Here is a 20818-nt window from a genome sequence, read left to right on the forward strand (position 1 = left end):
CACTGAGCGCGATGACGCTTAAGCGTCCACTTGCACCACCTCGATCCCCAGCTGTTGATAATCCCCGACATTGCCCGAGGCCACGTGACACTCGGTGATCAAGGTATGCACGCGGTTGCAAGGCGCAACAACAAAGGGCTCCACCGCCCCCAGCTTGTCCGCGGTGGTGACGGCAATCACATGGGAAGCGCTGGCGAGCATTGCCTGCTTCACCGGCACCTCGTCGAAATGCAGCGAGCTGATGCCGACTTCCGGATGAATGGCGCAGACCCCGGTGAACAGCAAATCAGCCTTGACACCTTCGATCAATCGCAAGGTTTCATGGCCGCCGGAAGACATCGTCGCGGGATTGAGCTGACCACCGGCAACAATCACCGTGATGCCTTTGTATTCGGCCAAGGTGATGGCGATCATCGGCGACGCGGTGATGGCCGTGATGGAGATATCAGCGGGCAGCGAGCGCGCAATCTGCAGCGTGGTGCTGCCGGAATCGAAAATCACGATCTGGCCGTTTTTCACCCGGCGTGCGGCGAGTTGGGCCAGCCGGGTTTTCACTTCGTCGGTTTCGCCGACCCGGGTGAAGTAATCCTTGCCCGTGTCCTTGGGCCGCGGCAGCGCTCCGCCATGCACCCGCTGCACCAGCCCGGCGCTGGCCAGTTCCGACAGATCCCGGCGGATGGTGTCTTCGGACACAGCGAAATGATGGCTCAGCTCGGAGGCCATGACCTTGCCGTCGCGTTCCAGGATCAAAAGGATTTTCTGACGGCGCAGCTGCGGGAGTTCGGCGATGGAATGCTCGGCTTGCATGGTTATGCCTGTTTTTGCGTGTTTGTGCGAGATTAGTCAAACAGCTGAATGAACACAACCGGCATGGCAGCGCTCCCACAGGATTGTGGTCAACTGATGCCCCTCACAACGCTTTCACAATGAACTCCCTCAACCATTGATGCGCAGGGTCGCGATGAACACGCTCGGGCCAGAGCATCGACATCTCGTAACCCGGGACATCAAGCGGTGGCTCGACCACTTCCAGCGCCCCCGCATCGCGAACCAGCCGCGACGGCAGCATCGCCACCATGTCGGTACTCTCCACCACCGACCGCACAAACAGGAAATGCGGGACTGAAAGCACCACCCGGCGCGTCATGCCCACCGCCGAAAGCGCCTGGTCGGTGACACCCTGAAACGCCCCACCATCCCGTGACACGATCACGTGGTCGAGTTCACAGAATTGCGCCAGTGTCGGTTGTTTTTTCAACTGCGGATGGCCGGCACGGCCGACCAAAACATACTGTTCGGTAAACAACGTGCGACGCCGCAAGCCGGCGGGAGCGTCCTCGCTGGTATGGAAAGCCAGATCGATTGCCCCCTGCTCCGCTTGCCTGGCGATCTGTGACGGAACCAGATCAAACACCGCCAGACGCGTGCCCGGCGCTGCCGAACGCAGGCCAGCCAACGCAGGCAACACGATAGTCGTCTCACCGTAGTCGGACGCCATGACATTCCACGTCTGCCGGGCCTCAGCCGGATTGAAAGGGCTGGCGGGCGACACCGCGCGCTCCAGGGCTTCCAGGGCCTGACGCAAGGGCTCGCGCAACTCATCGGCCCTGGCCGTGGGCCGCATGCCCCGGGGTCCTGGCAGCAACAGCGGATCACCGAAAATGTCCCTCAATTTGGCAAGATGAACACTCACCGACGGTTGAGACAAATTCAGGCGTTGCGCCGCACGGGTCACGTTGTGTTCCGAGAGCAAGACATCAAGGGTCAGCAGCAGATTGATGTCCAGGCGTCGCAGATTATTCATGGTAATACCTGGCATATTGGTTATTCATTTCCAATATACCGGGCAAAGCCTGACTCTGCAGTCTCCTGACACTGGAGACTCCGCCATGAAAGTTCTGCTCGTTTATGCCCATCCTGAACCAAAATCGTTGAACGGCTCGCTCAAGGATTTTGCCGTCAAACACCTGGAGGCCGCCGGCCACCAAGTGCAAGTCTCCGATCTATACGCGATGGACTGGAAAGCCTCGCTGGATGCCGATGACAGTCCCGGCCGGCCAGCCGAATCGCGGTTCAATCCTTCGCTGGACTCCAAACTTGCCTTCGAAGAAGGCCGGCAACGCCAGGACATCGTCCTCGAACAGGAAAAACTGCTCTGGGCCGATGCCGTCATTCTGCAGTTTCCGCTGTGGTGGTTTTCGATGCCGGCGATCCTCAAAGGCTGGGTAGAACGCGTCTATGCCTATGGTTTTGCCTATGGCGTAGGCGAGCATTCCGATGCGCGCTGGGGTAACCGCTATGGAGAAGGCACGCTGGCGGGCAAACGGGCGATGCTGATCGTCACCACCGGTGGATGGGAGTCTCATTACAGCCCTCGGGGCATCAATGGGCCCATTGATGATGTGTTATTCCCGATTCAGCATGGCGTACTGTTTTACCCCGGTTTCGACGTGCTGCCACCGTTCGTGATCTATCGCACCAGCCGAATGGATGACGCGAAATTTTCGACGACCTGCGATGCGCTCGGCCAACGACTGGATGACCTATGGAAAACCGCACCGATTCCTTTCCGACCCCAGAATGCAGGCGCATACGACATCCCGCAGCTGACATTGCGTACGGAGATTGCTGGGGATCAAACCGGGTTTGCGGCGCACGTCATGTGATCTGTAGCAGCTGCCGAGCTCGCGAGGCTGCGTTCGGCTGCGAAGCAGTCGTAAACCCTGAACGCAGGGTGTGCCTGACGAACCGCAGTGCCTGATTTTACGACTGCTGCGCAGCCGAACGCAGCCTTCGGCAGCTGCTACGAAGAACGCGGCGTGGCTTAAGGGTTTACCGATTCGCGAATACGAAAAAGCCCGCACAAGGCGGGCTTTGGAAATCGATGTAGGTGGCCAGTGCTGGTCTCTGGCTTACAAGGTTTATCGGGCCTCTCACAGAACAGGATTTTTAACCTTGGGCTGTTCTGCCTCACACGGCATAAGGGCTGGATCTCAGCGCGGAGATCTTTCTAACCGTGTACCCTTGGGAGCGCGCCCCACGCTTCCTCGCTATCCCTTTGCGCATCAGTCTGCGTCTTCACCTACAGTTTCAGAATAGCAAATCGATCGAAGCCTGGGTCGGGCTTTTTAGACCGATTCTTTTCTAAGGGAATGACAGGTAAATGGAAAGATACTAACTGCGCCCTATGGCTCGAACCAGGACGAACGCCACAGTGCAGGAGCTGCAACACAGACGTTGAGCGACGCCAACCTTTTGCGGCGTCGTTTTGAGCTTTTCAATGCTCCAGCAACAAGGCCTCAGTAAGCCTTGCCGCCGTTCAGCTCTCAAGGAGCGCTTGTCCGCAACGGAAATCCGTACGATTCGAAAAGATCCCAAACGTCCTCGCGATCGAAGAGCCGCCACCCCAGTGTCGTGAACTGCATCAGGTCATCCTCGCCGGGAAAGGAGTAGTAGGCCCCGGCAGATGGATCTTGAGACGTCCCCGTCATGGGCTCATCGCGCTCCAAGCGCCTGATTGCGTTCATGATGAGACGCGCGCCTGGTTGATAAAGTGAAAGGATGTGCCACAGCAAGGAGCGCTCCTTTTCGACTGCCACACGCGCAGTCTCAATGATGCGACCGACATCAATGCCGGGACTGTCGATCCAATGGAGCGTACAACCGATCTCAGGGTCCCCGTTCAGCAGCGCCCGGAAGGTCGCGAGAACACCTCGATATTGAGGCAAGAGGCCAGAGTGAAGATTTAGGACGCCGCGTGGCGGAATGGCCAACGCTTCATTCTTCAGGATTTGACCAAAGCGGATTGAGATGAACAGATCCGCTCCCGCATCCTGCAGCATTTGCAGGCCCGCAGGATCCCTCAAGCTGGGCAATACCCGCACAGGAACCCCAAAGCGTTGCTGCAGTTCTGCAAAACCGAATCGATGCCCGCTGCTAACCTGGTCGCTCGATCCGGTTAACCCAGGAGCCAAGGCATTGAAGAAGTCCTGCTCGATCAATGCCAGTTGTCCGAGCATGCGTGGCACCTTCCTGCCCGATCCCACTCTCTCCGAGAGGAATATTCCCACTGTGCTCTCGTGAATCTCGGGCAACAGGAAATTGAGAGTGAGATTGCTCTCCACGTCCCTGTTCACCAAAAAAGCGATTCGCAACTTCAGACCTCCTCGGGCAGACCTGCCTTGAGAAGCAGCAACGGCCAATTCAACACAAGCGGATCGATCCCATTTCCATTGTTTTGCCACGACGTATGGACGGAAGGCCCGATCTGCTCGATCAATTCCGGCATCAGACCTAGCATAGTTGCTATTTCGTCATTACTACGCCCCCAGCAGCTCCTGGCCGTTCTCTGCCGATCATGGTTACAAAGCGTGCTGGTGAAATCCGATGCAATCGGTGGTCAGAACGAATGCAAATGACTGGTCAGGTCGAATGCAAACGGGTGGTCAAGTGGAGTGCAATTGCGGTCCCAAGCCACCCCAAATTTAATGAACCCCGCCCCCACCCGTTCGCCTAACTGAATGACTATCAGGAGGTGACGAATGCAAATCGAAACAATCTGGATCGTGCTCGCAGCAGTACTTGTACTGATTGAGTTGTGGGCGATCAACAGGGTGCGAAAAGCCGAAGGCAAATCGAGCAACAAACTGGTGTGGATGGTGGTGATCGTGTTTGTGCCGCTATTCGGGCTAATCGCATGGGCCTTGGTGGGACCGAAGCACATTGCACAGACCCCGCATTCACCGCAGGCCAGACAATAACGTCGGACGGCGTGCGGTAACGATCTGCGAACTGCGCAATTTCAAAGAACAAAGCCCTGATGATTTGGGGCTTTGTCGCTTCTGGCTGGAACACCTCCGGCACTCACGCTAGCGACGCGGTGCCAACACTCACTACGACCGCAACACCCCGATCGCCCGCCGATACTTCTCAACGCGCTCCAGATCCTCCCAGGACGGCTGGGCAATCCGCGACAAGTCGCTGTTCTCTTCCAGATCCGCCAGTTTCACCACCCGCCCGATCGGGTTCTGCGCCACGCGTTCGATAAACGCCTCGTAGGACTCATCCGGCACCTTGGTCACCGACGCAATCGCCATCAGCACCGTTTCACTGAAACCTTCGTTACGCAGATCGTCGAAACTGATGCCGCAGTCTTCGACTACGTCGTGCAGCACCGCGACGATGCGCTCTTCCAGCGTATTCACCCGCAGCATGACACTCAGCGGATGCAGGATGTAAGGCGCACCGCCCTTGTCCACCTGCCCCTCATGCGCCGCCGCTGCGATGGCAATGGCGCGTTCCAGTGTCTGGGTCATGGGATTCTCCTCGGGTTAAACGCCGTAACGGCCGCTGAAATGAATGTTGCGCTTGAACCAGCCTGCAATCGCTACCGTCCCGCAGGCTTGGCGATCTCAGCGTGGCGTTCGAGAATCATCGCCACCAGCGTCGCCTGATCGAGGCCCGGATGACCGTCCACCGCTTCAGCGACCCAGCCGCAACCGGACTTCTGCACATGCTGACGCCACTCACCCGGCCAGGCTTCAAGCGCCGACACCGCCAACCACACTGCCCCGCCCTGCTCGCAATGACCGCCACCGATGGACTGTTCGAAACAAAAAGGCGTGTCCGGTCGGGAAAGGTCGATGTGAAAGAGGTAAATGTCCTGGGTTTGGTGCTGTGGCGTGGGGGGCGTTGTTGCGGCTGCCGATTTCGATCATGGGCATGCTCTATCCTTGAAATCCCGTTGGCGTTCAGTCTACGACGGTGGCGGTGCTGGACGGAAGCAAGCGTCACTCACCACCGAAAATCCCGCGCCTGAACGTTCGATGAAGGCACGGCGAGGATTTTGAAGTCCGAAAATCTCGTAGGAAATAACCGATTGTGGCGAGGGAGCTTGCTCCCGCTGGGCTGCGAAGCAGCCCCAAACCCTGCTAGCCCGTTTCCTCAGACACACCGCAACGCCCGGTTTTGCGGCGGCTGCGCCACCGAACGGGGGCAAGCCCCCTCGCCACAGTGAGCGCGTGTGGTCCTACAGCCCGGTTGCGGCTACCGAAATCGCTGCCTAGAGTGGGTCTGTCGCTGAGCGAATTCAGCGATAGGGTTTCGCAGCCCTGACGATACGTGTAGTAACCTTGCACCCCATAACCAGCAACGGCCGCACAAACGCGCCCGTATTCCGTTTTATGGTGGCTGTGTGTGGGAGACCTTCTGGTCTGCCGGGTTCCTCGTATCCTCGGTCTGCGAACCCGCACATAGCTACCACCCTTTCGATTCGCAGCGAACGGCAGTAGCTCTTCTAACAGATACGAGGAAGATTTACTTATGAGTACGAACAACCCGCTCCGCCACTACACCCCCATGTCCCACTTCGCCACCGACCACCCCGTCCTCCTCATCGACGCCGACGCCCCACTGCGCGAACTCCACAACTGCCTCAGCGAACGTCTCAACGCCGTCCTCAAATACCTCAACCTCATGGCCTGCACCAGCCTGCCGGACTACGCCGAGCACGATATCAACACCGTTACCAACATCGCCCGGATCATGGTTCAGGATGTGAGTGATGTGTTTCGGGTGATTGAGCAGCGTGGGTTTGATAATGAAAGGGAGTAACTGATTTTTCAGTTATAAAAAACCCACTCCACTGTGGGTTTTTGCTTTCATTAAAAAACCTCTAGAGACAGCTCTCAAATAACTCAAACAAATACCAATTGAATTTGGACGCGGTAGTGGCTGTAGGCTATGGTCTTTGGGCACGCAACTGGTACGGCGCCTTAAAGAGCCCATCAGAATGGGCCTGAAAGATGACTTAAGGAGTTTGAAAATACATGGGCACCAGTCACGATCCAATACGACATCTGAAATATTTGAGACACTCCCTATCGCAGGACAATGAAGCTATAGGTTTCTTCGTAGCTGCTGGCTGCCCGCTTTCTATTTCACTTCCTGAATCAGACTGGCCATTAATACCAGACGTTATGGGGTTAACAAAGTGTATAAACGAACGCCTCAAAGATACCCCAGAATACAACACTCTACTTTCCGAGCTAGCTAAAGCAACAAGAATTCAGCACAAAAACATAGAACACATACTAAGCTTCGTCCGAAGCTTATATTTAGTTTCGGAAGGAGGGGACGTCAGAGGTTTAAATGAGCAACAACTTTCTCAATTAGAAAAGACTATCTGCGAAGAAATTGCAAAAAAAATCGACGTAGAATTACCACCTCTCGACACTCCCTACCATCGACTTTGCAACTGGATAAACTCAATTGATAGGAAATCGGCAGTAGAAATATTCACAACAAACTATGACCTTCTCTTAGAGCAGGCACTGGAAAGTACCCAGATGCCATACTTTGACGGCTTTGTGGGTTCTAGAAAATCTTTTTTTGACTTGCGAGCAGTTGAAGAAAATTTAATCCCTAACCATTGGACAAGGTTATGGAAGATTCATGGATCAATAAACTGGTATCTCGAAGACGAAGGTTCAAAAAAAAGAGTTCATCGATCTTCTGAAACGAAAGACCGCGTTTCGCACTTAATATACCCGTCCCACCTTAAATATGAAGAAAGTCGGAAAATGCCATATTTAGCGTTGATCGACCAGCTTAGTAGATTTATAAGAAAAAAATCTTCTTTACTCATACTTTGCGGTTACTCGTTCAATGACGGACATATAAACGATACAATTCTTAACGCACTTAAAGCAAATCCTACAGCAATGGTTCTAGGATTAATGTATGAAAACTACAAGATTTTAGACTCTTCAAATGAGCCTGTCGATCGGTACCCCGAAGCATACTTAATGGCAAAAAACCAACACAACTTAAATATCTGGACATATGACAAAGCAATTATCGGTACGAGCTTAGGCGATTGGAAATATGACTGGCTTAAGGAAACCCCCGACGCAGATCTCATAGAGTTCGTCTATAAAGATGTTCGGAAAGATTTACCAGATCGAGATTTAATAAAGCTTGGAGATTTCTCAATATTCACCTATTTCCTTCAAAAAATCATAGGTACAGCTAAGGCTGCTCGACATGTCTAGTAAAGAAACCTATCTCGGTGATGTTCAGGATGTTGATGGAACAAGCGTAAGCCTTACTCTATCAAAAAAATCAATGACGGGTTTCGTATATATTGATGGCCAAGGCTATCGCGTAGGACAAATAGGCAGTTTTGTACGAATCCCAATTGGTTTTACCTCACTTTTCGGAATCGTCAGTCAAGTTGGTGCAAGTGCGATCCCCAGCAATATTACAGACTTAACAATAACTGGCGATCGCTGGATGAAAATCCAACTAATAGGCGAAGGGCAGCGAGATGGCGTCTTTGAAAGAGGACTGTCGCAGTATCCGACTATTGGAGATCAGGTACACCTTGTATCTGAGAAAGAACTAAAAAACATTTACGGCCAACCTGATCGCCCATATTTCGTAAAAATAGGCCACATTTCAAACGCTGATTCAATACCTGCACTAATTGACGTCAACAAGCTAATCACCAGACATTCCGCAGTTGTTGGGACAACCGGATCTGGAAAATCCACTACAGTAGCGAGCTTAATCAACGCACTATCAGATAAAGATAAATATCCGTCATCACGCATCATCATGTTAGATTTACATGGCGAATATGGTTCAGCGTTAAAAAGCAGAGCGAATATTTACAAGATAAATCCAGACACCTCATCCAAACTAAAGGAGAAAGGCTTATACATTCCATTTTGGGCGTTAAATTTCGATGAGCTTTGCGAAATAAGCTTTGGCAAATTCGACAATGAAAAGGATAGAAATATTGTTCTTGAGCGAGTTCAGAAATACAAGATCGAATCTCTTAAGAAACACCCAAAAAAAGGTGCCAACGCTGACGCATTAAGCGTTGACTCACCGATACCTTTTAGTCTTCATGACTTATGGTATGAACTTTATACAGAAACATTCGGCACCTACTACAAAGGCGCAGGCAAACCTTTAGATTGTATTGCTTATGAAACCAACTCAGACGGCGTAGAACTGAAGGGAGATCCTAAAAACGGAATTGCACCAATATTCAAAAATGTTAAAAATGACGCAGGAGATCCTGAAAAAATAAACTATCTCCCAACGCAACTTAACCTAGGAAAACAGCTACAACTTCTTGGCACTAAATTAAGAATACCCAGGTATGATTTTATTTTTAAACCAGCAGAGTGGAGTTCTCAAAAAGATGGAGAGGTAGGTCGCGACCTAGATGAACTACTAAAAGACTGGATTGGAAGCGACAAGCCGGTCACTATATTAGACCTTTCCGGGGTTCCGGGCGACATTCTTCAAACGACCATAGGGGCAGTCTTAAGAATATTGTATGAGGCATTATTCTGGGCCCGAAACCTGTCACAGGGAGGAAGATATCGACCGCTACTCATAGTAATGGAAGAAGCTCACATCTACCTTAATGACGATTTTAAAGGTATGGCATCAAAAGTAGTTCAGCGTATTGTTAAAGAGGGAAGAAAGTACGGCATAGGCGCAATGATTGTTAGTCAACGACCGTCGGAAATAAATGCAACTATTTTATCTCAATGCGGTACTTTTTTTTGCGCTACGACTTTCAAATTCATCCGATAGAAGCCATATATCTTCTGCGCTGTCAGACAACCTTGACGGCTTGACAAACATGCTACCAATACTGAAAACCGGAGAAGCTATAATTTTAGGAGAGGCTGTCAAACTTCCTATGAGAACAGTTATATCTGCGCCACCTAGAAACGCAAGACCAGACAGTCAAGATCCGGTAGTTTATGATGAAGTATCATCAGAAGATTCTCAGAACCCAGGCGGCTGGGGTATTCCAATGGAAGCAAGCCCAAACTACCAAGAGATAAGTGAAACTTGGCGCTCGCAAAACCCAAAAATCGAAAGATTAAAAACCTAAGGGCTATCATGGAAAGAATATCTGTATCATCGAGCAACATCGCCTCTATAGGATACGACTCCGAAAGCATGACCCTCGAAGTCGAATTCAACAATGGCGCTACATACCAATATTTCGATGTTGGTCTGAGGCTTTACGAAGAGCTAATTAATGCAGACTCTGTAGGCGGCTTTCTTGCTGCCCATATTAAGGGGACCTATCGTTTTTCCAAAGTATAGCCAAAGAATGAGCGGATTTATTTCTCTTCTTAGATGAATCCGCCCACTCTAAATCCCTAGCAACAAAGAACAAAGGAGGACAGATTTATTTTTGGATATGCGTCGAGAGTAGCTGCTTACAATTTCGTCTCAAATGCCTCCTTCCAGTCAGTCACAACCAAACGGTCTAAGCTCATCCGATCGAAACTTACTCTCGCCACCAAGCCCCCTTATTTGCTCGGGGTACCTTCCACGCCTACGCCTGGAGCCACCGTAATGATCCGCATCCTGCTGACCGCTCTCACATTGCTTGCCCTAAGCATCCCGGCCCACGCTCAGATGCCTCCATTCCCCACCTCCTTCCGCACTCAAAACATCCCGCTAGAAGACGTCACCCTCCATGTCCGCATCGGCGGCAAAGGCCCAGCCGTGGTCCTTCTACATGGCTTCGGCGACACCGGCGATATGTGGGCGCCACTCGCCGCCGATCTGGCCCGCGATCACACAGTCGTGGTGCCGGATCTTCGCGGTATGGGCTTGTCGTCGATCCCGGACGGCGGCTACGACAAGAAGACCCAAGCCGCCGACATCAGTGCAGTGTTGGCCGCGCTAGGTATCGAACACTCGGTAGTCATCGGCCATGACATCGGCACCATGGTCGCCTACGCCTACGCCGCGCGTTATCCGCAGCAGACCGATCGCCTGGTGGTGATGGATGCGCCCGTACCGGGCATTCCGCCCTGGAACGAGATTGTCCGCTCACCGATGCTTTGGCACTTCGACTTTGGCGGGCCGGATGCTGAGCGCCTGGTCGCCGGTCGTGAGCGCATCTACCTGGACCGGTTCTGGAACGAGTTCGCGGGCGATCCCAGTAAGGTGGATGAAGAAACCCGTCAGCATTACGCCTCGCTCTGTGCCCGCCCAGGCGCCATGCGCGCAGCCTTCGCTCAGTTCCGCAGCATTCGTCAGGATGAGGTGGACAACAAAGCTTCGATGGCGACGCGGCTGACGATGCCAGTGCTGGCCATCGGCGGTGAGAAATCCTTTGGCAGCAATGAAGCGATCGTGATGCGCAATGCGGCGGATAAGGTCACGGAAGTGGTGATTCCGGGGACAGGACATTGGCTGATGGAAGAAGCGCCAACGGAGACCATTCGAGCGATTCGGAACTTCATCGCGCAGTGACGGGGGCATCGTTTCTGGACTTCATGCCGACAAATCCTTAGCTTGGCTGATCCGAATACCCGCAGAGACGGACATGCAACAACCCATTCGAAAATTAACTCTAGCGAATATCGATGCCATAACGATGGACTTTCATCGTGAATTGGCAGTTATCGGACAATCGATTAGAGGAAAAACCGGCTTGCCCTTAATGCTTTCGATGAAACGCGATCGCCTGGGTCATGGGCCTTACCCCGGCGTATCGTTATTCGAGGCCGCCAACCGGATCATGTCCGATCTTGTGATTCTTCACGGTGTTGCAGCCCTGCTAAAGGACAAGCATTTTCCCTTTGACGAGTACACCGTCGAGTTTGGAAACGAAAACCACAACGACTTTGACATTTATGCGAGTTCAGCGGGCGCGAGCTTGGCGGGAGAAGCTTTCAACGTTGCACCGTCCTTCTTCCAAGGCAAAAAGAGTACGGCGTTGAAAAAGTTGCGCGCCAAAGCGACCGAGGCAACTTATCGAGTCATCCTGTTCAATGCCGAGGCGGCACGGAAGGGTTACATCGGGCGCGGTAAGGATGACATTTATTATGTCGTCGTCGATATCTCATCACGGACCGTCGCCGTTTCGCCCAAACCTACTTGGAACGTTTCGGTGTAACGGTTATGGGGCCATCTTTCAGTTACATAAGTCCGTCCATTTCCTTTCAGGAACAGAGCCTTTCGAGGCGGCTCCAGCCGTGATACGCCTCCTTTCTGCGGATGAGAGCCTGGCAAATAAGTAAAGAAGCAAAATTTTCACGGCGAGTTTTATGGGCAGAATTTTTTAGCGCTGCTTTGTTGTGCGCCATAGCAATCCTGCTATCGGAGCTGTCGTTTGATCCACTGTATGGGTTTGGGCCACACGAAGCCGGTCATCTTGTAGGTTATGCAGGATTAGTGATTGGAATGATTTGCTTCATCCAGGCGGTGTAACCGTTCAAGCGCATCGCCGTTGGACTCAACTAATTGCGGCCTCAGTTGCGACGTTCGCTGCAATTTGGCTTGGCAACTTCTGCGGAAAAATCCCTGCCGATATCGCCAGGTTACTGTCGGTGGTGTTGGTGATCTCCCTGGGGGCGTCGATTTTTTTCGGGAATTTGCTCCACGGAGTTGCACGGCGCTGGCCTCTGCTGTGTGCCGCAGCTTCATGCCTGATGTTTTCAGGATATTGGGAGCTGTTCCTACAGCCGTTTGTCGCAGTCTACGATAGCGGCCGACGCGGTTGGATTCAGTGGCCTCAGGTTGTGTCCGACGCCATAGGGATTTGCATTGGATTGATCATCGCCAAACGCAACCGCAAGGTTACCAACAGCGCAGCATTCGTCAGGAGTGGGCAAAAAGGCTTCGATGGCGACGCGGTTGACGATGCCAGTGCTGGCCATCGGCGGTGAGAAATCCTTTGGCAGCAATGAAGCGATCGTGATGCGCAATGCGGCGGACAAGGTCACGGAAGTAGTGATTCCGGGGGCGGGACATTGGCTGATGGAAGAAGCGCCAACGCAGACTATTCGAGCGATTCGCGACTTCATCGCGCAGTGATGGGGATGTCTAGCAAGGCCCTGCCTCCAGGGCCTCCCAGACAACAATGATCAGTAAACCTGCACCCGCCACAACTCCCGCGAAGACGATGCCGCCGACATCGGAAACCGCCCATGCAGCGTCCGATAGTTATCAATCAGCACCAGATCCCCCTCACTCCATTGATGAGCAATCAGGCACTCCGGGTCGTAAACCAGCGCGTTGATCTGTTCGAGCAGCGCCTGTTGAGCCTCCTCGTCATGGTCCTGCACAGCCTGGCTCAGGGTCTGCAGTGTCGAGTCGGTGCCCTCTTGGTAACGCAGGATGAGCTCGCCGCTGCGGGGGTGATGATCCACCAGGCTGTACATGCGCGGCGAGCCACCGAAGTAGGTCATTTTGGTGTAGTAGGTGATGTTCACGTCCTGCCATTGTCGGGCGACTTGCTGGCCGACTTTGCGCAGCACGTTTCGGCTGTCGACGATGGTGGTCTGGCCCTCGCCCGGCTGCGGCGCGGTCTTGCAATACAGCATGAATTTGCTGGCGCAGAATTTCGGGTTGCGCTGAACCTGTGCGTCGCTGTCGGGCAGCATGTTCAGGTCCCAGTGCAACGGCGTTTTCTCCAGCGAGTGCACCACGCCTTGGGGTTTGTCCGCAGGCTTGACCACGTGCACGGCGCCGAAGGCCCATTCGTACAGCGTGCCGAAGCGTTCGCAGCTGCGCGCGAAACTGTCCTGATCATCGAAGCGGCAGCCCTTGAGGCAGACGAAACCGAAGGTTTCCACCAGTGCTGCCAGCAAACCCGTGGACAGTCGTTCGAAACCCAGCCCCAACGGGTCTCGCACCACCAGGCCAAACAGCGGCAGTTTTTGCAGTGCGTATTCGAAGCCTTGGGCCTGCGGGTTTTCTGTTTGGTGGTAGAGCCATGGCCGCCCCTCAAAGGTGACCAGCACATGGTGGTCGAGGTCGACCTGGGCGCGAGCGCGAAGGGTTTGACTGCCATCGAGGTTGCGCACCGGCACGGCATGCCAGGGGCTGTCGACACGGGTCAGCCCTTCGGCCAGGCCGAAGGTGAATTTGGGTCCGGCATTGTTGTATTGATGGACGGACAAGCGAATGTCATCGCCGAAGAAACGCTCCACTGCCGCATTCAATGCCTGCCCGCGAAACATCATTTGGTAGGCTTTGAAGTTGATTTGCTGCAGGTACTCATCCTCGCTCTGCCCCTCTTCACGGCACAGACGCAGGTCGTTGTAGAGGTGACTGCACAGATGGTCATGGGCCTGGCTGAGGGATTCATCGTGCCGGCTCTGCTCGATCAGATCCCCAAGGTTTTTCCAGGGCAGACGGGCCTGCTTGATCAGGCTGGCGCGAACCGACTCGGCACTTTGGGCCTGAGGGAACAGGTCTTCCATGCTGACCCACTGAATCGTGTGGGTGGTGCACAGTTCGCGCAACGCCCGGTTGTAGCTCTCGCGAACGTCGTCGGCCACCCCGACGATGTCGTTGAACGTCGTTCCGTCACTGAGGATCGACACTACACAACCCGGTGTGTGCAGCGCGGCGATGGCCTGGCCGAGTTGGTCGAGGCGCTCGATGGCGATGAGCTCGCCGTAGTCCGGTAGCACGCCAAAAGTCTGGTCAGTGGCGTTTGGTGACTTGCAGGGAAAACCTGGCAGTACCAGACGCACCGGCAGGCCTTGATCGAAGCAATGCCCCAAGCGTTGCGCAAGATGCGCTCTGCCTTGTGTGTCGAAACAATCATCCGTGCCTTTGAGCAGATAACCCGCGAGCAAATCGCTGACGGCAGCGATCCAGGCGTCTCTATGTTCCATAGAACAATTTCCTTGAGAGTGTGTGTATCAATAGGATTTAACGGCGTCGCCATGCCCGGTGAATGCATGTGCTGTAGCGCACACTTGCTGCAGAATGCGCAACAACCCGGCCGGCTGTTCGCAGCAGAAGTTCGGGGCCAGGGCCTGCAAGTCAGGTGTCAGGCCATAGCCCCAAGTGACCGCCGCCGAGTGCATGCCTGCCGCACGGGCGGTTTGCAAATCGATCTCGGTGTCACCGACGAACAAGCAGCGTTGCGGGTCCACCGACAACCGTCGGGCGGCTTCCCATGCCACCTCCGGTTGAGGTTTGAGTGCCCTGCCCGCGCGATGCCCCAGAATGGCCCCGAAGGTATTCTGTGGAAGCAGCGCATCGGCTACTTGCAGGGCCATTTCCTCGGTCTTGTTGGTGACGATTGCCAACGGCACTTGCAACTGACGACAGCCTTCGAGCAAGGCAAGCACACCGCTGAAGGGCCGGGAAAATTGAACCAGGTTGTTTTGGTAGAGCGCCACATAGTGCTGATGCATCGCGGCCGCATCGGCAATGCCAAACCGGGTGGCAACCTGCTCGATCATCGCCGTGACCCCGCCGCCGATATAATCGCGCACTGTTTGCGCTGACTGCGCCGGGCAACCGTGTTCGAGCAACACCTGGTTCAGGCACCAGGTGATGTCAGGCAGAGTGTCAACCAGGGTCCCGTCCAAATCGAAGAGTACGGCTTCGACCCGCAACCGAGGCGCCATCATTGAGCACTGGCGTAGTGACAAGGACGCCCCTTGCGGAACACCAAGCGGTGGTAGCGCTCATCGACATTGCTGCGTTTCTCGAGGGTGACCACACCCCGTCGCTTGATAGCCACCGAATGCCAGGGCGTGCGCCACAGGTCACTGGTTGGCACCAACCGGATACCGATCTTCGTCGACACCGCCAGTTGTGGGTGAATCGACAGACGCAGGCAATGCGGGTAGCGCGCCTGTAACAGCGCACTCCAGGCTTCACTGCGCTGGATCACCCGCTGCGAGGCCGGTTTGGCGATTTTCTTCACCGCATTGAGGCTCATGCCGGCGAACACCTTGAGCCCCGAGTAATCCTCGGACAGAAAGCGATGGATACCGCAGTACATCAACGTCATGTGCGGCTCATCCTTGAAACGCTGCTGCAACAAGACCAGTGACTGGCCATGCTCGATCATCATCTCCTCACGCATGGCGTCCAGGCAGTCAAGCGAAGGATAGGCATCCTTAAGATCGAAATGAGCGAACGTGCCGGGATAGTGCTGTTCGGCGTAGTCCTGGATAGCGTCGGTGTAGGCTTTGACGTGCGCATCGGGAACATGCACCAGATCAGAGAACACATAGCCATCGGAGCAGATATGAATCAGTGCCCCCGGTGCGTAGATCTGCTGGATCTCATTGCACAGGCGATATAACTCGTCGATGGCGTGATGTTCGGCAAGGTCGGGCAGATGGCTGAGGGTTTTCTTGCGGCTGGGCGACTTGCCGGGGAAGGCTGGCAAGACCATTTCGACCTTGCGACCGCTCTCGACCGCTTGCATGACCTTCGCCAGATGGGGTTCCAGCACCTGCAACGAAAGCGCGTGATCCTGCCCCGGGGCAAGGCTACGACGTCGAAACAGGCATTCGAGAATTTGCTGGGAAATGTTGTGCGCGTTGTGCTGATGCTCATGCACCCGCTGACCGCACACCTGTTGAGCAACGGTGTTTGAACCCTGCATAGACAATCCCTTGTGTGTGAAAAAACGGCCATTTCTGGTCGTCAGCAGATATTCCTTACCTGCGGGCGGCTAAATTCCTACAAGTCGTTGCGACTGTCAATCGTGGCAATCAGGAATATTGCGGCCAGACCGGCAAAGCCATCTTGCCGTCACATAAGTGCCCTGGAACAAAATCTAAGCCTTGCTTTTTTTCTGGCTACACTCATCGCGAGTAGCTTCGGCTACCAAGGTGATTAGTCCCAACAGGAAATTAAAAATAGAAGGGAATCTCATGAGCAAATCAAAAGTCTCCCCGTTTGCTTGCGCTGCATTGTTGTTTTTCGGCGGTCATTCAATAGCTCAGGCTACCGACAGTCTGGATCAGGGATGGAGTGAGGCCACCCTGTCCAACTGGCAAAACCTTTCACAAGGATCGCGAATTCTCCCTTTCTCCTGGGCGCTGGCATTGGAAGAGCCTGATTCAGAAGAGAAGTTCATGAGTGACAAAACGATCTCGGCCTACGGTTACACGCCTTACTATCCGTCTTATAACGGTAAGCGTTTTACGTTGCCGATGGGTTTCGTTCTGGATGACAGTCACGACAGCAAACTGTCTTTCACCAAACTGCGCTGGTTTTTTGGACAAGGGTCGCAAGAGCCGTGGGTGGGGATGAACTGCTCTGCTTGTCACACGGCTCAAATCAATTTTGAAGGACAGAATCTTGTCATCAATGGCGGGCCAACGAACGCCGACTTTCAGAATTTCTTCAAGGCGTTGAGCGCGGCTTTAAACACAACGGCTGCTGACCCTGAAAAATTCGAACGCTTTGCAAAGAGTGTTCTGGGTGATGACCTGTCAAACGGGAATCGCCAGCGGCTGAAGAAATCGCTGGATAGCTTGAATGCGTTTTATGCACAAAACGCAACGCTCAATGCCACAGATCTGCAATATGGCCCAGGTCGCCTGGATGCAGTGGGGCACATTCTCAATAAAATCAGTCAAGTCACCCAAGCGACACCGCCTACCCCTAACCCCTCTGATGCGCCGGTGAGTTATCCATTTCTCTGGAACACACCTCAACACAACGTTCTCCAATGGAACGGGATGGTCAGTAAAGCAAAACTTCCTTCGTTAATACCAGGCGGCGGCCTCGATGTTGGAGGTCTGGGGCGTAATGCTGGAGAGGCTATCGGCGTGTACGCCGATATTCGACCGGTTAAAGAAAATCCGGCTAAGGCAGGATTTGTCTCCAGTGTGAACGTGAAAAACCTGGAGATCCTGGAACATTCTCTTTATAGCTTGAAGCCTCCACGGTGGCCTGGATCGCTGCCAGAAGACCTCACGTCAGGCGCCAAATTATTTACGGAAAATTGTGCCGGCTGCCATGCATCCCTTGAAAGAAACGATCTCGCCACGCCAATCAAAGCGGTCATGGTTCCAATCTCTGCGAATGAAAATTTAAATCCTCGGGGCCCAAATGACAGGACCATCAGCACGGACCCCTGGATGGCGTGCAATGCCTATCAATTCAAAGCGGATGCTGGAGTGTTAGCGGGTTATGCCAAAGTCGATAAGTCAGGACCCATCAAGTCGAATGACCTGCTCTACAGCATGCTGGGTGTGACCGTCCTTGAGACATTGCTTGGCAAAGGACGTGATGTCGCCGAGCTGGCTTTCGATGGATTGCTTGGAATAGAGCCTCAACCTGTAAAAGTCCCTGGACTCAGGAACCGTGCCTTATTCAGCAATGTTGATGATAAAGCACTACGGCTAATCGAATGCTACCGTGCCAGCCCAACCGTTGCTCTTCTCGCCTATAAAGCAAGACCCCTGACTGGCATCTGGGCCACAGCTCCCTATTTGCATAACGGCTCTGTGCCGACCTTGAACGACCTTCTCCTGCCACCCCGTCAGCGTCCCTCGACTTTTTATACTGGGACCAATGAATTCGATAACCAAAGGGTGGGATTCAAGACCGAGAAATCGGACAAGAACCGGTTTCTGTTCGACACCAGGCTTGATGGCAATAGCAACGCCGGGCATGACTATGGCGTGGGTCGCCTTAGTGATATCCAACGGTCACAGCTTCTCGATTACTTGAAATCACTTTAAACGGCGTCGCCGATACCATCAGCTGATGGCATGGAGGGGCGACCACAAGTAGTGGTCGCCTCTGCGAAGTTCGTTACAGGTTTGATGTTCGCTATCGATATCAGAAGTTCGCCGGGGTGTTGGCGCTGATGATTTCCGCCTCATCCGCCCCAATATTGCGAAACCGATGCGGCAACGTCGTCGGGAAGTAATACCCATCCCCAGCATTCAGCACACTGATCTGCCCATCCACGGTCAGCTCAACCGTGCCCCGGGTAACGAGTCCACACTCCTCCCCTTCAGCATGCACAATAGGCTCTTCCCCCGAACTCGCCCCAGGCGCGTATTGCTCGCGCAACAGCCGCATCTGCCGACTGGGTACCGAAGCGCCGATCAGCAACAACCGCAACCCATGCCGCCCCAGATCCGGCTGTTCGTTGGCACGGAACACGTATTGGTGCTCGCGGGGCGGTTGGTCGAAGGTGAAGAAGTCCGCCAAAGACATCGGGATGCCTTCGAGCAGTTTTTTCAGGGAGCTGACGGAGGGACTGACGCGATTCTGTTCGATCAGGGAAATGGTGGCATTGGTGACGCCGCTACGCCGGGCCAGCTCGCGCTGGGACAGTTTGTAGCTTTCGCGTACTAATTTGAGTCGTGAGCCCGTGTCCATGACAGCCTTATGCGAAGAATACTTAAGGGGTAATGGGGGTGGGTGGCGGGCGACTGGTGGCCGCGGATCACGCCGTTTCCCGTCCCGGAACCGTGGAAGGCGGGTATTAAATCACGTTTGTCGGTGTTGCTCAGCAGGTTCGATAAACGGCTGGATAAATTGAACAGGCGAACGATAGTCGCCCGTCCATGTACGAAACCTGTGAGAGCGGGCTCGCCCGCGATGGCGGTGTGTCAGGCGCCATCAATATTGAATGTGCAACCCTCATCGCGGGCAAGCCCGCTCCCACAGGATTTGGTCCCCTTCTATATCTGGCATTGGCTGGCGGCACCTTTGGGGGTGCCGCCGTAGGTTCAACCTAGATACCAAACCGGTCCCGCAGCGCGTAATACGCGGCGCCCATGGCGGTGAGCGGGGCCTGGAAGGTGCGGCCGCCGAGCATGGGCATGTGCGGCAGGGAGGCGAAGGCGTCGAAGCGTTCGGCGTCGCCGCGGATCATTTCCGAGATGAGTTTGCCGGCCAGGTGCGAGCAGGTCACGCCATGGCCGCTGTAACCCTGCATGTAGTAGGCGTTCTTTTCGATGCGGCCGAATTGTGGCATGCGGGACATGGTCAGCAGGAAGTTGCCGGTCCAGCGGTAGTCGATTTTTACGTCCTTCATTTGCGGGAAGGTTTTGAGGATTTTTGGTTTGATCAATTGTTCGATGTCGTCGGGCTCGCGAGCGCCATAAACCACGCCGCCACCGTACAGCAAGCGGTTGTCGGCGGTGAGGCGGTAGTAGTCGAGCAGGTAGTTGCAGTCTTCGACGCAGTAGTTGTTGGTGATCAAGCTGCGGGCGACCTTTTCGGACAGCGGCTCGGTGACGACGATTTGCGAACCGCAGGGCATGCTTTTGCGCGTGACGCGGTTGTCCAGGTCTTGAGGCAAATAGGCGTTGCCGGCGATCAGCAGGTACTTGGCGCGCACCACACCTTTGGCAGTGCGCACGGTGATCGGCTCGCCGTAGGTGATTTCCACGGCGGCGGATTGTTCGTAGATTTTACCGCCCAGGCGGATGATCGCAGCGGCTTCGCCGAGGGCCAGGTTCAGCGGGTGAATGTGGCCACCCTGCATGTCCAGCAGGCCGCCGACGTAGTTGTCGCAACCCACTTCGCGCTTGATGTCCGCCGCGTCGAGCATGCTCAGGTTTTTGTTGCCGTAGCGCTCCCAACTGCGCTTCTGTTCGGCCAGGCCATTGAGTTGTTTCTTGTTCAGTGCGGCGAAGATGCCGCCGGGGCGGTAGTCGCATTGAATGTCGTACTCTTTGATGCGCGAACGGATGATATCGGCGCCTTCAAAGATCATGCTGCCGAGCACTTCGGCGGTTTTGTCGCCGTAACGCTCTTCAATCACATCGACGTCGCGGCTATACGAATTGACCAGTTGGCCGCCGTTGCGACCGCTGGCGCCGAAGCCGACTTTGGCGGCTTCCAGTACGGTCACGCTGTAGCCCGCTTCGCTGAGGAACAGCGCCGAGGACAAACCGGTGTAGCCGGCGCCGATCACACAGACGTCGCATTCCACCAGTTCTTCCAGAATCGGGTAATCACCGGTCTGATTGCGGGTCGCGGCGTAGTAGCTGTTTACATGCTTTTGTTTAACAGAGTCTTGTTTCATAGGTTT

At 54.3% G+C, this 20818-nt stretch carries 18 protein-coding genes and 2 pseudogenes; 10 read left to right on the forward strand and 10 right to left on the reverse strand.

The window, feature by feature from the left end:
* Nucleotides 1-18: 18 nt before the first annotated feature.
* Both BZL43_RS27130 and BZL43_RS27135 read right to left on the reverse strand, forming a co-directional pair.
* Entirely contained in the window at nucleotides 19-807 is a 789-nt protein-coding gene (locus BZL43_RS27130) for a DeoR/GlpR family DNA-binding transcription regulator (RefSeq protein WP_095635125.1), read from the reverse strand.
* A gap of 103 nt (nucleotides 808-910) precedes the next feature.
* Nucleotides 911-1804 carry a LysR family transcriptional regulator gene (locus BZL43_RS27135; protein ID WP_095635214.1) on the reverse strand — a complete coding sequence of 298 codons (894 nt, stop codon included), beginning with the start codon at nucleotides 1802-1804 and terminating at the stop codon, nucleotides 911-913.
* A gap of 85 nt (nucleotides 1805-1889) precedes the next feature.
* Here BZL43_RS27135 and BZL43_RS27140 point away from each other — a divergent pair, with 85 nt between their 5' ends.
* On the forward strand, nucleotides 1890-2666 hold the full coding sequence (locus tag BZL43_RS27140) for an NAD(P)H-dependent oxidoreductase (RefSeq protein ID WP_095635126.1): 777 nt from the start codon (nucleotides 1890-1892) through the stop codon (nucleotides 2664-2666).
* A 660-nt stretch (nucleotides 2667-3326) separates the two neighbouring features.
* On the opposite strand, the gene BZL43_RS27145 is transcribed toward BZL43_RS27140, so the two are convergent.
* Nucleotides 3327-4019 (reverse strand): formyl transferase, encoded by a 693-nt coding sequence (locus BZL43_RS27145; protein WP_256582923.1) that lies wholly within the window; start codon nucleotides 4017-4019, stop codon nucleotides 3327-3329.
* Nucleotides 4020-4541: 522 nt separating this feature from the next.
* Here BZL43_RS27145 and BZL43_RS27150 point away from each other — a divergent pair.
* Nucleotides 4542-4760 (forward strand): PLD nuclease N-terminal domain-containing protein, encoded by a 219-nt coding sequence (locus BZL43_RS27150; protein WP_095635128.1) that lies wholly within the window; start codon nucleotides 4542-4544, stop codon nucleotides 4758-4760.
* Nucleotides 4761-4892: 132 nt separating this feature from the next.
* Here BZL43_RS27150 and BZL43_RS27155 read toward each other — a convergent pair whose 3' ends face one another.
* Together BZL43_RS27155 and BZL43_RS28905 are read right to left on the reverse strand one after the other, a co-directional pair.
* Entirely contained in the window at nucleotides 4893-5315 is a 423-nt protein-coding gene (locus BZL43_RS27155) for an HD domain-containing protein (protein ID WP_095635129.1), read from the reverse strand.
* Between the two features lie 15 nt (nucleotides 5316-5330).
* A pseudogene (locus tag BZL43_RS28905) lies at nucleotides 5331-5717 on the reverse strand (hypothetical protein).
* A 604-nt stretch (nucleotides 5718-6321) separates the two neighbouring features.
* On the opposite strand from BZL43_RS28905, the gene BZL43_RS27165 reads away from it, so the two are divergent.
* From BZL43_RS27165 to BZL43_RS27195, 7 genes and pseudogenes are all read left to right on the forward strand, one after another.
* Nucleotides 6322-6612 carry a fructose-bisphosphate aldolase gene (locus tag BZL43_RS27165; protein ID WP_095635130.1) on the forward strand — a complete coding sequence of 97 codons (291 nt, stop codon included), beginning with the start codon at nucleotides 6322-6324 and terminating at the stop codon, nucleotides 6610-6612.
* Nucleotides 6613-6827: 215 nt separating this feature from the next.
* Complete coding sequence (locus BZL43_RS27170) at nucleotides 6828-8051, forward strand: SIR2 family protein (RefSeq protein ID WP_095635131.1); 1224 nt, start codon at nucleotides 6828-6830, stop codon at nucleotides 8049-8051.
* Entirely contained in the window at nucleotides 8044-9612 is a 1569-nt protein-coding gene (locus BZL43_RS27175) for an ATP-binding protein (RefSeq protein WP_218228044.1), read from the forward strand. The genes BZL43_RS27170 and BZL43_RS27175 overlap by 8 nt, the downstream gene beginning before the upstream one ends.
* A gap of 315 nt (nucleotides 9613-9927) precedes the next feature.
* Nucleotides 9928-10137, forward strand: coding sequence for a KTSC domain-containing protein (locus BZL43_RS27180; RefSeq protein ID WP_095635132.1), 210 nt, complete (start codon nucleotides 9928-9930; stop codon nucleotides 10135-10137).
* A gap of 255 nt (nucleotides 10138-10392) precedes the next feature.
* Nucleotides 10393-11301 (forward strand): alpha/beta fold hydrolase, encoded by a 909-nt coding sequence (locus BZL43_RS27185; protein WP_095635133.1) that lies wholly within the window; start codon nucleotides 10393-10395, stop codon nucleotides 11299-11301.
* A gap of 73 nt (nucleotides 11302-11374) precedes the next feature.
* Nucleotides 11375-11947 (forward strand): hypothetical protein, encoded by a 573-nt coding sequence (locus BZL43_RS27190; protein ID WP_095635134.1) that lies wholly within the window; start codon nucleotides 11375-11377, stop codon nucleotides 11945-11947.
* Between the two features lie 716 nt (nucleotides 11948-12663).
* A pseudogene (locus tag BZL43_RS27195) lies at nucleotides 12664-12867 on the forward strand (alpha/beta fold hydrolase); the annotation flags it as partial.
* A 50-nt stretch (nucleotides 12868-12917) separates the two neighbouring features.
* On the opposite strand, the gene BZL43_RS27200 reads toward BZL43_RS27195, so the two are convergent.
* From BZL43_RS27200 to BZL43_RS27210, 3 genes are read right to left on the reverse strand one after another with little or no spacing between them, the layout of a single operon-like run.
* On the reverse strand, nucleotides 12918-14678 hold the full coding sequence (locus BZL43_RS27200; RefSeq protein WP_095635135.1) for an L-tyrosine/L-tryptophan isonitrile synthase family protein: 1761 nt from the start codon (nucleotides 14676-14678) through the stop codon (nucleotides 12918-12920).
* Nucleotides 14679-14705: 27 nt separating this feature from the next.
* Nucleotides 14706-15422, reverse strand: coding sequence for an HAD family hydrolase (locus BZL43_RS27205; protein ID WP_095635215.1), 717 nt, complete (start codon nucleotides 15420-15422; stop codon nucleotides 14706-14708).
* A complete protein-coding gene (locus BZL43_RS27210; RefSeq protein ID WP_095635136.1) occupies nucleotides 15422-16414 on the reverse strand; it encodes an isocyanide synthase family protein in 993 nt (330 codons plus the stop codon). The genes BZL43_RS27205 and BZL43_RS27210 overlap by 1 nt, the downstream gene beginning before the upstream one ends.
* A 271-nt stretch (nucleotides 16415-16685) precedes the next feature.
* Here BZL43_RS27210 and BZL43_RS27215 point away from each other — a divergent pair, with 271 nt between their 5' ends.
* Nucleotides 16686-18506 (forward strand): di-heme-cytochrome C peroxidase, encoded by a 1821-nt coding sequence (locus tag BZL43_RS27215; protein WP_095635137.1) that lies wholly within the window; start codon nucleotides 16686-16688, stop codon nucleotides 18504-18506.
* Between the two features lie 100 nt (nucleotides 18507-18606).
* Here BZL43_RS27215 and BZL43_RS27220 read toward each other — a convergent pair whose 3' ends face one another.
* Together BZL43_RS27220 and BZL43_RS27230 are read right to left on the reverse strand one after the other, a co-directional pair.
* The gene (locus BZL43_RS27220; protein WP_008011722.1) at nucleotides 18607-19155 is read right to left on the reverse strand and encodes a cupin domain-containing protein; all 549 of its coding nucleotides are present in this window, start codon (nucleotides 19153-19155) and stop codon (nucleotides 18607-18609) included.
* Nucleotides 19156-19513: 358 nt separating this feature from the next.
* Nucleotides 19514-20812: an FAD-binding oxidoreductase gene (locus tag BZL43_RS27230; RefSeq protein WP_095635139.1), complete on the reverse strand. Its 1299-nt coding sequence runs from the start codon at nucleotides 20810-20812 to the stop codon at nucleotides 19514-19516.
* Between the last annotated feature and the right edge of the window lie 6 nt (nucleotides 20813-20818).

This window comes from Pseudomonas sp. PICF141 (assembly GCF_002286815.1).
GTDB lineage: Bacteria > Pseudomonadota > Gammaproteobacteria > Pseudomonadales > Pseudomonadaceae > Aquipseudomonas.

What these genes read in the sequence shown, in the direction of transcription:
- BZL43_RS27230 (WP_095635139.1), bottom strand. Translation starts at nt 20,812, where the DNA reads ATGAAACAAGACTCTGTTAAACAAAAGCATGTAAACAGCTACTACGCC.
- BZL43_RS27165 (WP_095635130.1), top strand. Translation starts at nt 6,322, where the DNA reads ATGAGTACGAACAACCCGCTCCGCCACTACACCCCCATGTCCCACTTC.
- BZL43_RS27210 (WP_095635136.1), bottom strand. Translation starts at nt 16,414, where the DNA reads ATGCAGGGTTCAAACACCGTTGCTCAACAGGTGTGCGGTCAGCGGGTG.
- BZL43_RS27215 (WP_095635137.1), top strand. Translation starts at nt 16,686, where the DNA reads ATGAGCAAATCAAAAGTCTCCCCGTTTGCTTGCGCTGCATTGTTGTTT.
- BZL43_RS27170 (WP_095635131.1), top strand. Translation starts at nt 6,828, where the DNA reads ATGGGCACCAGTCACGATCCAATACGACATCTGAAATATTTGAGACAC.
- BZL43_RS27180 (WP_095635132.1), top strand. Translation starts at nt 9,928, where the DNA reads ATGGAAAGAATATCTGTATCATCGAGCAACATCGCCTCTATAGGATAC.
- BZL43_RS27135 (WP_095635214.1), bottom strand. Translation starts at nt 1,804, where the DNA reads ATGAATAATCTGCGACGCCTGGACATCAATCTGCTGCTGACCCTTGAT.
- BZL43_RS27190 (WP_095635134.1), top strand. Translation starts at nt 11,375, where the DNA reads ATGCAACAACCCATTCGAAAATTAACTCTAGCGAATATCGATGCCATA.
- BZL43_RS27200 (WP_095635135.1), bottom strand. Translation starts at nt 14,678, where the DNA reads ATGGAACATAGAGACGCCTGGATCGCTGCCGTCAGCGATTTGCTCGCG.
- BZL43_RS27145 (WP_256582923.1), bottom strand. Translation starts at nt 4,019, where the DNA reads ATGCTCGGACAACTGGCATTGATCGAGCAGGACTTCTTCAATGCCTTG.
- BZL43_RS27155 (WP_095635129.1), bottom strand. Translation starts at nt 5,315, where the DNA reads ATGACCCAGACACTGGAACGCGCCATTGCCATCGCAGCGGCGGCGCAT.
- BZL43_RS27140 (WP_095635126.1), top strand. Translation starts at nt 1,890, where the DNA reads ATGAAAGTTCTGCTCGTTTATGCCCATCCTGAACCAAAATCGTTGAAC.
- BZL43_RS27185 (WP_095635133.1), top strand. Translation starts at nt 10,393, where the DNA reads ATGATCCGCATCCTGCTGACCGCTCTCACATTGCTTGCCCTAAGCATC.
- BZL43_RS27205 (WP_095635215.1), bottom strand. Translation starts at nt 15,422, where the DNA reads ATGGCGCCTCGGTTGCGGGTCGAAGCCGTACTCTTCGATTTGGACGGG.
- BZL43_RS27175 (WP_218228044.1), top strand. Translation starts at nt 8,044, where the DNA reads ATGTCTAGTAAAGAAACCTATCTCGGTGATGTTCAGGATGTTGATGGA.
- BZL43_RS27130 (WP_095635125.1), bottom strand. Translation starts at nt 807, where the DNA reads ATGCAAGCCGAGCATTCCATCGCCGAACTCCCGCAGCTGCGCCGTCAG.
- BZL43_RS27220 (WP_008011722.1), bottom strand. Translation starts at nt 19,155, where the DNA reads ATGGACACGGGCTCACGACTCAAATTAGTACGCGAAAGCTACAAACTG.
- BZL43_RS27150 (WP_095635128.1), top strand. Translation starts at nt 4,542, where the DNA reads ATGCAAATCGAAACAATCTGGATCGTGCTCGCAGCAGTACTTGTACTG.